13 protein-coding genes are annotated in these 8,215 nt (G+C 63.5%); 5 read left to right on the forward strand and 8 right to left on the reverse strand.

What is annotated here, in order from left to right:
• The first annotated feature begins 319 nt into the window (after positions 1–319).
• Both CK240_RS16815 and CK240_RS16820 read left to right on the forward strand, forming a co-directional pair.
• Positions 320–685 (forward strand): type II toxin-antitoxin system RelE/ParE family toxin, encoded by a 366-nt coding sequence (locus CK240_RS16815; RefSeq protein ID WP_095641457.1) that lies wholly within the window; start codon positions 320–322, stop codon positions 683–685.
• Positions 682–1,017: an XRE family transcriptional regulator gene (locus tag CK240_RS16820; protein ID WP_095641458.1), complete on the forward strand. Its 336-nt coding sequence runs from the start codon at positions 682–684 to the stop codon at positions 1,015–1,017. Before CK240_RS16815 ends, CK240_RS16820 begins: the two co-directional genes overlap by 4 nt.
• A 6-nt stretch (positions 1,018–1,023) precedes the next feature.
• On the opposite strand, the gene CK240_RS16825 is transcribed toward CK240_RS16820, so the two are convergent.
• Positions 1,024–1,587: a hypothetical protein gene (locus CK240_RS16825; RefSeq protein WP_095641459.1), complete on the reverse strand. Its 564-nt coding sequence runs from the start codon at positions 1,585–1,587 to the stop codon at positions 1,024–1,026.
• Positions 1,584–1,835 carry a hypothetical protein gene (locus tag CK240_RS16830; RefSeq protein WP_095641460.1) on the reverse strand — a complete coding sequence of 84 codons (252 nt, stop codon included), beginning with the start codon at positions 1,833–1,835 and terminating at the stop codon, positions 1,584–1,586. The genes CK240_RS16825 and CK240_RS16830 overlap by 4 nt, the downstream gene beginning before the upstream one ends.
• 157 nt (positions 1,836–1,992) lie before the next feature.
• On the opposite strand from CK240_RS16830, the gene mobQ reads away from it, so the two are divergent.
• Entirely contained in the window at positions 1,993–3,057 is a 1,065-nt protein-coding gene (gene mobQ / locus CK240_RS19490; protein WP_095641461.1) for a MobQ family relaxase, read from the forward strand.
• A 648-nt stretch (positions 3,058–3,705) separates the two neighbouring features.
• Here mobQ and CK240_RS18385 read toward each other — a convergent pair.
• On the reverse strand, positions 3,706–3,909 hold the full coding sequence (locus CK240_RS18385) for a hypothetical protein (protein ID WP_135058884.1): 204 nt from the start codon (positions 3,907–3,909) through the stop codon (positions 3,706–3,708).
• Positions 3,910–3,965: 56 nt separating this feature from the next.
• Complete coding sequence (locus tag CK240_RS18390) at positions 3,966–4,397, reverse strand: hypothetical protein (RefSeq protein ID WP_135058885.1); 432 nt, start codon at positions 4,395–4,397, stop codon at positions 3,966–3,968.
• A gap of 407 nt (positions 4,398–4,804) precedes the next feature.
• Here CK240_RS18390 and CK240_RS16845 point away from each other — a divergent pair, with 407 nt between their 5' ends.
• Positions 4,805–5,350, forward strand: a complete 546-nt coding sequence (locus tag CK240_RS16845; protein ID WP_095641463.1) for a hypothetical protein — start codon at positions 4,805–4,807, stop codon at positions 5,348–5,350.
• A 143-nt stretch (positions 5,351–5,493) separates the two neighbouring features.
• Complete coding sequence (locus CK240_RS16850) at positions 5,494–5,793, forward strand: DUF6894 family protein (protein ID WP_205957899.1); 300 nt, start codon at positions 5,494–5,496, stop codon at positions 5,791–5,793.
• 26 nt (positions 5,794–5,819) lie between these two features.
• Here the strand turns inward: CK240_RS16850 and CK240_RS16855 are convergent, their stop codons facing one another.
• The 4 genes from CK240_RS16855 to CK240_RS16870 form a co-directional block, all read right to left on the reverse strand.
• Positions 5,820–6,059, reverse strand: a complete 240-nt coding sequence (locus CK240_RS16855) for a hypothetical protein (RefSeq protein WP_095641464.1) — start codon at positions 6,057–6,059, stop codon at positions 5,820–5,822.
• Between the two features lie 503 nt (positions 6,060–6,562).
• Positions 6,563–7,186, reverse strand: coding sequence for a hypothetical protein (locus CK240_RS18790; protein WP_167650097.1), 624 nt, complete (start codon positions 7,184–7,186; stop codon positions 6,563–6,565).
• 237 nt (positions 7,187–7,423) lie between these two features.
• Entirely contained in the window at positions 7,424–7,609 is a 186-nt protein-coding gene (locus tag CK240_RS16865) for a hypothetical protein (RefSeq protein WP_095641466.1), read from the reverse strand.
• Positions 7,606–8,091, reverse strand: a complete 486-nt coding sequence (locus tag CK240_RS16870) for a hypothetical protein (RefSeq protein ID WP_240517541.1) — start codon at positions 8,089–8,091, stop codon at positions 7,606–7,608. Before CK240_RS16870 ends, CK240_RS16865 begins: the two co-directional genes overlap by 4 nt.
• Positions 8,092–8,215: the final 124 nt, after the last annotated feature.

Raw genomic sequence — 8,215 nt, forward strand, 5'->3', positions numbered from 1 at the left:
TAGACTGCCGCACCCCCGGCAATAGCTATTGCCGGGGTCCACCATGCAAGTATTTGATTTCATTGGATACATAATCGCCGCCTTCTTATGATCTAAAGGACGGCAAAAAATCCACAGTCCGGGCGCGCTTGCGCGCCGGGGGGGCGCGCCCCTCCAGGGAGCTGGCGACCCCCCGCCCTTGGGACGGGCTGTGGAGTTTTTGTCGGCCTACCGCTGGCGGGGCCATTGAGGCCCCGCCAGCGGTTCGAGGGGGGTGCGGGGGGAGGCCCAAGAGGCTGCGATGCCTTGAAATATGCCCTTGAAGGCATAATATGCCCCAATGGCTTGGGAAATCGAATACACTGACGAGTTTGGAACTTGGTGGGTCACGCTTACCGAGGCCGAACAGGAGGATGTGGATGCTTATGTGCAGCGCCTTGAGGCCCGTGGTCCCAATCTGCCCTATCCACACTCCAGCGGGATCAATGGCAGCCGGCACGACCACATGCGCGAGCTTCGGGTGCAGAGCCATGGGAATCCGTTTCGCGTTTTCTATGCCTTCGATCCCCGGCGCACGGCGATCCTGCTGATCGGCGGCGACAAGACGGGGAACGACAGGTTCTACGAAGAGATGATCCCGGTGGCCGATGATCTCTACGATCAGCACATCGACGCCCTCCAGGCAGAAGGATTGATCAGGACATGACCGGACGCACTTCTTTTTCGACGCTTCGCAACCGGATGTCGCCGGAGGCGCAGGACCGCGCCCGCGCCAAGTCCGAGGCGCTTGAGAGCGAAATGGCCCTGGCCGAGGTGCGCCGCGCCATGAAGCTGTCCCAGGAGGAGCTGGCGGCGATCCTCCACATCAATCAGGCGTCCGTCGCCAAGATGGAGAAGCGCACCGACATGTACATCGGGACGCTGCGGCGCTTCATTCAGGCAATGGGGGGCGAGCTGGAGATCGTGGCGCGCTTCCCCGACCGTCAGATCAGGATCGACCAGTTCAGCCAGGACGCTGCAGAAATGGTCGCCCGCTGATCCAAGTCATTTCCGCAGTTGTGATGGGTGGGTGATCCAGAAGGCGCAGTAGGAACTGCCATCGTCGTTGGTCACCACGGTCCCGCCGGCCCCCTTGCAGAAGACTCCCGGATGCTCCCCGAAGGCGCGGGCATCGGCCCGTCCCTGTAGCCAGAAGTGCCCCAGAGCGCCCAGAAGGGCTCCCAGGGCGACAAGGCCGCCCGCCACGGCGAACACCCCACCTGACCAGTAGAGGGCCTGCCGGCTGCCTTTCAGGGCCTCCAGGCGCATCCGGTTGGCCGCCTGCCTGACCTCGTCCTGAAGCCCGGCCACGGCCTTGGCCGCGCCCTCCCGGGCCGCCTGGAGGTTGGCCTGGTAACTTCGGTCGATGACCCGCTCGGCCGCATCGAGGACTTTCGCGCTCCGGTCATGGGCTTCCTGCGCGGAGGCCTGAACCGAGGCGCGCAGGGCAGCGGCTTCCTTCTTGGTGGTCGCGGTGGCGGTGAGGACGGCCACGTCCTGGCGCAGGAGCCGGACCTGGTCGGTCAGGTCGTTGATGACCTGGGCGGGGCTTTTGGGCGTTTCGCTCATGCCTCGGCTGCCTTGGCGTCGAGGTCCGCGAGCAATCCGGTCAGTTCCTTCTGGTCCACCTCGCGGGTGGCGTTCTTGCGCAGGGTGGCGGCCATCCAGCGAGCGATCTTGGGGTCCTTCAGGGCCTCGGTGGTGACAATGGCGCCGACGATGATCTTGCGGCGGGTCTCAGTGGCCTTGGCCCTTGTCTTGAGCCGGTTCAAGCGGGCCTGAGCTTCGGCAATCTGCTGGTCGATGCTGCGCGCCATTCTGCAATTCCTCGTTCGTCCAATGGTTGCCAGACTGACCCCAGAGCAGCTAGGCTGCAAGGCACGAAGTGCCCACTTATACAAACGCGTGCCGCGTTTATGTGGGCGGGGGAGGCTGCGCTTCCCCTCGACCCCTTGGCTTGAGCGCGGCGCACCCATGGCGATCTATCACCTGCGGGCCTCGATGATCTCCCGCTCGGCCGGGCGCAGCGCCACGGGGGCGGCCGCCTACCGCGCGGGCGAGCTAATCCACGATGCGCGCACGGGGCTCGACTTCGACTACCGCGCCCGCAGCGGCGTCACCCATGTCGAAATCCTCGCCCCTGCCCATGCGCCGGACTGGGTCCATGACCGGTCCGAGTTGTGGAACCGGGTGGAGGCCGCCGAGACGCGCAAGAACAGCCAGCTCGCCCGCGAAATCCGCGTGGCGCTGCCGGCCGAGCTGAGCCACGCGCAGCGCGTCGCGCTGGTCCGCGACTTCTGCCAGCGGTCCTTTGTGGACCGGGGCATGGTCGCGGACATTGCGCTCCATGCGCCGGGGCTGACGGGCGACGAGCGCAACCACCACACCCATATCCTGCTGACCACCCGCGAGATCGACGCCGAGGGGTTCACCGCCAAGAACCGCGACTGGAACGCCGTGGCGGTGCTGGAGGACTGGCGGGAGGCCTGGGCGCAGGACGCCAACGCCGCCCTGGAGCGGGCGGGCCACGCGCTGCGCATCGATCACCGGACGCTGGAGGCGCAACGCGAGGAAGCCCTGGAGCTGGCGGCCGAGGCGCGGGCGCGCGGCGACGAGGTCGAGGAGCTGGTGCAGGCGGTGCGCGCCGTGGAGCTGGACCGTCCACCCCTGCCGCAGCTGTCGCTCGGGGCGTGGCAGCTCAAGGAGCGCGGGATCGAGGTCGCGGCGGTGCGGGTCTGGCAGGAGGTCCGGGCGCGGGCCCTGGAGGTCGGGCGCGTGGCCCAGGAGCTGGCCAGCCAGGCCCGCGACTGGCTCGGGCGGGTGGCCGAGCGCGCGCTGGAGGCGCTGGAGCCGGCGCCCGATGCCTGGGGCGAGTTCTTCGCGGAAGCCGCCGAGGGCGGGCTGCGCGACGACCTGTCCCGCGATCTGGACCGGGACCGACAGGTGGCGGAGCAGGCCGAGCGCGCCCGCCAGCTGGAGCTGGTGAAGGAACGTGAGGCCCATGCGCGCCGGGACGACGAGCTGGATCACGGGTTGTAGCCTACGGAGCCAGGCAGGCCCGCCCCTCCGATCTGTGAGGTCTCCGGGGCGGGCCTGCCCTGCCGTCGCTTTGAGGTCAGAACGTTAGCTCGCGTTCGGCCTAGCGGCGCGCGATGATCATGGCGACTGCTGCGCGATGCTGCGACCCGGCGGAGAGGAGCCAGTTACCGGGCAGGGAATAGGCCCGGTAACTGGCAAAGACTTCGCAACTGAAGTCTGACTTGATCACTGTCCAAGTCGATCATCGAACCTCTGCAAAGTCCTGTCTGTTCCCGTCTTGGCAGACCCATGAAAGCTTTTTGAAGCTCGGACCTGGCCTAGAACGGCCAGAGGCGGCGCTTGGCAGGCGTTGTCCCGCGCGCTTTATCACACAAAGTTAGGTGCTTTCTTTCTGACCTTTGCGGCGCCCCAAGTGTTCGGGGTCTTTGCGTTCCTGTGAAAAGGCCAGTTCGATGCACTCCCGAACCGTCTCAAGCATCTTCCCCTTCTGCGAGAAGGGGCCCCGTCTCACGGCCGAGGAATGGATGCTGATCTTGAAAGCCTTGAGCGCGTACCAGCACCATAAGGCGTACCGCCCTCTCTACGAGAAGCTTCGGGACGAGCTTCCCATTATCACGGAGACAGGTTCCTGAACGGTGAGTGCTGTGTCTATGCGCCGGTTTGATGCTGCCATGGCGTGGCAGTCTTCAGGACTGCGTTTGCGATGGTGATGAGCCGTCTGGCGATCGCGATGATGACCGGCTTGTGCGGCTTGCCGTTTTTGTTGAGGCGCTTGGTTTTGTTGAGGCGCTTGGCGGCGGACTTCAGAAGCGGGTTGTGACATGTGGCTGCGAGTGCGGCCTGGAACAGCATGTCGCAAGCCGCGTTGCCCTCCCGCGATCATGCGGCGGCCGCGCATCGCGCCGCTGTCATGAGGTGCGGGGGCAAGGCCGGACATCGAGGCCGCCTTGAGCAGGATTGGGAACTGGATCTAACCCACAATCCGGGACACGGATTGGTTCGGGAATGCGGTTAGGGACTATCGCACAGGTCCATCCCAGTTGGGCCACTCCGATATTGAAAGTTTCTCCGCTGTTAGAGTTGACCGCCTCAGTGCGGAATCCGAGCGAAACGACTGCTTTGGCCGAGTCAAGACCAATCCTGGAAAGGGTTTGGAAAATGTCGTTCCATCCGTATGCAGGTTTTCTGCCTTTGAAGTCAGGATGTTCGCGGAGATCTTCAACAAAGATGAGAATCATATTCTCACGGGTTTCTGCTCTTATTGAAAATCCTTCGAGAGGGTTCAGCTTGTCTATAATAAGCTCAAACTGGAAGCTTTTTAACGTGCTTGGCTTGCCCATAATTTCCTCCCTCTAAACACAGGACTCAAGAATTTGCTGATATATTACAACCTGAAGTGTAGTTTAGTTCCCTTGCTCTCTTTGTGTGAGGCCTGATCGCCCATGCACTCGTCATGGCAGGGCATGGCGAAGCGGTTGCGTGCCTGCCACACGGTCCGCGTTCTGCCAGCCCTGCCCTTATGATTGTTAACTGATTATTTTATGCTACCTAAACGTGCATCATGCATAGTGCTTAAGGTCAATCTAGCCTATCTCGCCCCTGTCCTCGGCATCGTGGTACACGCCAGCACCTGGCGCGTTGCGTGCCGTCTTGGATGGTCTGCCAACTCACCCTATTTGGCCTTCTCCACGGCTCTGCGGGCGCTCTGGTAGGGCTGGCTCGACAGCTTGCAGGAAAGGAGCCTGCTATGACCGCCCAGCACCTGACCGAAGACCAGATCCAGCGCATGATCGCGGCCGACCCTGACGCCCCCGACGCCAACGCGGACCAGTTCGCCCAGGCCCGGCCGTTCCGCGAGCTGTTTCCGGCCCTGCGGATCGTGGAGCGGCCGGCCTTGCAGTTCGCCGCGGTCGTGCTACCCGCCCCGGAAGGCTGGAAGGGTTGGGGCCGGATGCGCGTCACGGCCCTGAACTATAGCCAGGTTCCGGCCGACCTTCGCCAAATCTGCCGCCAGGTGCGGTTGGGCGGGCGCATCGTCTCGATGCTGGAGGTGGCCCATTACGACGAGGCGACCCAGAGCGAGAACTGGCCGCCCCGACCGCGGGGCGGAAACCACCGCTGCTCGGACGTCAGCGAATATTGGGTTCCGGTGGCGGATGCCGCCCAGCCCGGCACGGTGTCCTTCGATGTGCTGATCCGGCCTGGCCGAGGGCTGGCGAAGCTCGGCTACAAGGTCCGATATCGCTGGACCGATCGTCCCGCCGAGATCCTGACCGGCATGGTTCGACCCTGAGAAGGCTGATCATCTCTCAAGGTCACATGCAGGCAGGTAACATTCTGCATTACCTGTTGTGCCATATGCATCGGCAGCCAGGTTGGAGGCGTTGTCGCCTGAGAGACGACTCGTGCTCTCGCCTCCCACATGGATCGAAACCTATGCCGCGGTACTTCTTCCATATCATCGACGGCATCACCCTGCGTGATCACGAGGGCACGGAACTGCCTGACATCCAGACAGCGCGCTCAGTCGCTGTCCGTACGAGCGGCGAGATCTTACACGACATGGGGGAGCGGTTCTGGGATGGCACCGAATGGCATCTCGAGGTAACCGATGAATGGGGCCGGAAGCTGTTCGTGCTGCATTTCCTAGCAGAAAATGCAGATTCAAAGCCTCAAGCCAAGCCCGATCATGAGACAGGCGTCTCCCCTAACCTTTCAAGGAAAAGTTTGGATTAGAGGCTGTTTTTGAACACAGGCCCGGCTCAGCGACGGGCCCGCTCGCGCTGCCAGGACAGTTGGCGCAGAATGGCCGACGAGTTGCCTTGGGCAATGACTGCGGCCGGCAACGCCATTGCGATCTGGAAGGGCAGGAGCATCAGCGCGTCCAGGCGCGGGGCAGCCCCAGCCTGTGCCGGTGCACGCGGTCCCTCTGGGGCTGTGCCCGGCACTGCCTCCATGTCGGCTTCAAACTGCGGGGCGTTGATCTGGGCGTGGTCAAGCATGTCGTCCTCGAATCCTGGGGGAAGAAGGCTCTTGTCTTGTTTGGCTGCGCCTGCGGCATGCCGCGCGCCTGTCACCTAACCAGCGCAGCTTGGCAGGCTTTCCGCGCTGCATGAAGGGCAAACTCTGGAGCACCAGGTGCATCGAGGCCGGCATCGCTCCGTAATCTGAGCTGCGGTCTGGCAAACTGCCCCTGCCCTATGCGGCAGGGGCAGCCTCAGGAGGAGGAGAGCCTGTGCGCTTTGCCTCTACAGCCTCAAGGCAGGAGAACGGCCGGGAGTTCCTCAGGCAACCCGAAGCCCCAGCTTCTTACCGGGCAGGAGCCGATGTTCTTCTCAGGCGCGCGCCTGACCCTCACATTAGATGCGGGTTCCCGCTTGGTCCCGGCTTCGTTCGGGAGGGTGGAAACGCACAACCCCCGGCTGATCCCCCGCCGTCCCCGGGAACTTACCATAACACCGGTTACGGGCGGGGCGGCTATTCCCGGTTGAGCGGGGATGGTCGATCAGCCGCGGCGCCAGGGCCACCAGCGGCCGCGTGGGGAGGTCAGGGACGGCGCGGGATCAGGGGCCGAGACTGGGGCGGTCGGGAGAGGGGCCGGGGGGGGCATCAGTGCGCGCATCTGGTTCAGTTCGCGGCGCAGGTCCGCTAGGTGCGCGGCATGGGCAGCAGCAAGCTCGATTTTCGCGGCGCGCTCGACTTCCAGGGTTTCGCGCAGGTGCCCGATCTCCTTCTCGGCCAGTTCGCGGGCGTGGTGGGTCTCGCGTTCGGCCTCGGTCTTCAGGCGCTCGATCTCCCGCAGGGCTTCGGCCAGTTCCTGCTCGGCGGTGGCAAGCGCGCGCCCTGCCCGTCCTGTCCTGGTCGCTGTCCTTGAAAGGGCCAAGGACAGCGAAGGACGTTCGGCATCGTTACTGTCCTGCCTGTCCTTGGGTGTCCTTTGATCGATAAACTGTCCGGTGTCCGGGTCCGCCTTGAGCGGGAAGACGCGATGCAACTCGGCCGGATCGATCTCGTATCCACCCGACTCGTTGCGCTCGGCGGTCAGTCGGCCATCATGGATAGCAGCGTGAATCGTGGTTTTTCCACGTCCTGCCAACTTTGCTGCCTCGCGCAATGACAGCTTGCTCATGTCCGTCCCTGCCCTGTCCGGTGTCCTGTCCCGGTATGAGAGGCGTCGCGTTTATTGTCATGTCCTTTTCTGGTGTCCCGCCGGACAGAGAAGAATGACGCATTAATAGGACACAAGAAGGACACGTTCTAGGACACGGGCAGGACAGCAAAAAAAACCGGCCTGCATGGGGCCGGTTCGGGATGGTGGCGCACTGCGTCAGAATGCCCGTGAGAGGCGGCAGAGTAGGACAGGGGGTTAATCTTCCGCTCTGCCTTCTAACCGCTCGATCCGCTCATCGTGCTGGTGGATGTGCCCGGCCAGCGTGACAAGGATATGAGTCAGCCCGTCGATACGCAGGTTCACGTCCTCGAAGCCTTTGCGCATCTCGGCCCGCATCTCCTGAAGCAGGCGGATGGTGTGGTTCTCGGGGTCGTCGATCATTGGGGATCAGCTCCTTCGGTCTCTTGCCGGTCGAGGGCAGGAAGGTCCGGCTCCATACCTTCGAAGAACGGCTGCGACACAGGCGGCAGGCCGGGGCCCCCGGGTAACTGGCGTTCGCCAGGATGAAGGGTTGGAACTCGACGCAGCGGCTCTTGATGCTCCAGCTCAGCGGCGTCGGGCTGCTCGTCATCCGAGACCACCACAGCTGCGCTAAACAGACTGTAGCGGATGCCGTCGCGCTTGCCGCTCCATACAACCCGATCATTCAAGACATAGGCGTTCACCGTGCCGCGTCCGCCGATCTGGCGCATCTCAAGCCAGCGGTCGGCTTCCAGCACCCGCAAGGCATCTCTCACGCCGCGCTCGGATGCATGGGCAAGTCGGGCTAGGTTCTTCTGGCTGATAACTGCCGCGTTGTGGTTTCCAACCCGCGCTGTGAGGACGTGCATGATCTTCGCGGCCAGCGGTGACTTGTCGATCAAGCGTGCCCATGCCTCATGCGCTGCCCGTTCGGTCTGAAGCCAAGTCCCGCGATGAGGTCGGCGGTCGATCAATTCGGCTCTCGTCATAGGCACCTTATCTCCAATAACTGGAAGTAGACTGCCG

The organism is Paracoccus salipaludis, assembly GCF_002287065.1.
Classification (GTDB): domain Bacteria; phylum Pseudomonadota; class Alphaproteobacteria; order Rhodobacterales; family Rhodobacteraceae; genus Paracoccus; species Paracoccus salipaludis.

Coding starts and splice junctions, on each gene's coding strand:
- CK240_RS16815 (WP_095641457.1), top strand. CDS start 320: ATGGCTTGGGAAATCGAATACACTGACGAGTTTGGAACTTGGTGGGTC.
- CK240_RS16820 (WP_095641458.1), top strand. CDS start 682: ATGACCGGACGCACTTCTTTTTCGACGCTTCGCAACCGGATGTCGCCG.
- CK240_RS16825 (WP_095641459.1), bottom strand. CDS start 1,587: ATGAGCGAAACGCCCAAAAGCCCCGCCCAGGTCATCAACGACCTGACC.
- CK240_RS16830 (WP_095641460.1), bottom strand. CDS start 1,835: ATGGCGCGCAGCATCGACCAGCAGATTGCCGAAGCTCAGGCCCGCTTG.
- mobQ (WP_095641461.1), top strand. CDS start 1,993: ATGGCGATCTATCACCTGCGGGCCTCGATGATCTCCCGCTCGGCCGGG.
- CK240_RS18385 (WP_135058884.1), bottom strand. CDS start 3,909: ATGCTGTTCCAGGCCGCACTCGCAGCCACATGTCACAACCCGCTTCTG.
- CK240_RS18390 (WP_135058885.1), bottom strand. CDS start 4,397: ATGGGCAAGCCAAGCACGTTAAAAAGCTTCCAGTTTGAGCTTATTATA.
- CK240_RS16845 (WP_095641463.1), top strand. CDS start 4,805: ATGACCGCCCAGCACCTGACCGAAGACCAGATCCAGCGCATGATCGCG.
- CK240_RS16850 (WP_205957899.1), top strand. CDS start 5,494: ATGCCGCGGTACTTCTTCCATATCATCGACGGCATCACCCTGCGTGAT.
- CK240_RS16855 (WP_095641464.1), bottom strand. CDS start 6,059: ATGCTTGACCACGCCCAGATCAACGCCCCGCAGTTTGAAGCCGACATG.
- CK240_RS18790 (WP_167650097.1), bottom strand. CDS start 7,186: ATGAGCAAGCTGTCATTGCGCGAGGCAGCAAAGTTGGCAGGACGTGGA.
- CK240_RS16865 (WP_095641466.1), bottom strand. CDS start 7,609: ATGATCGACGACCCCGAGAACCACACCATCCGCCTGCTTCAGGAGATG.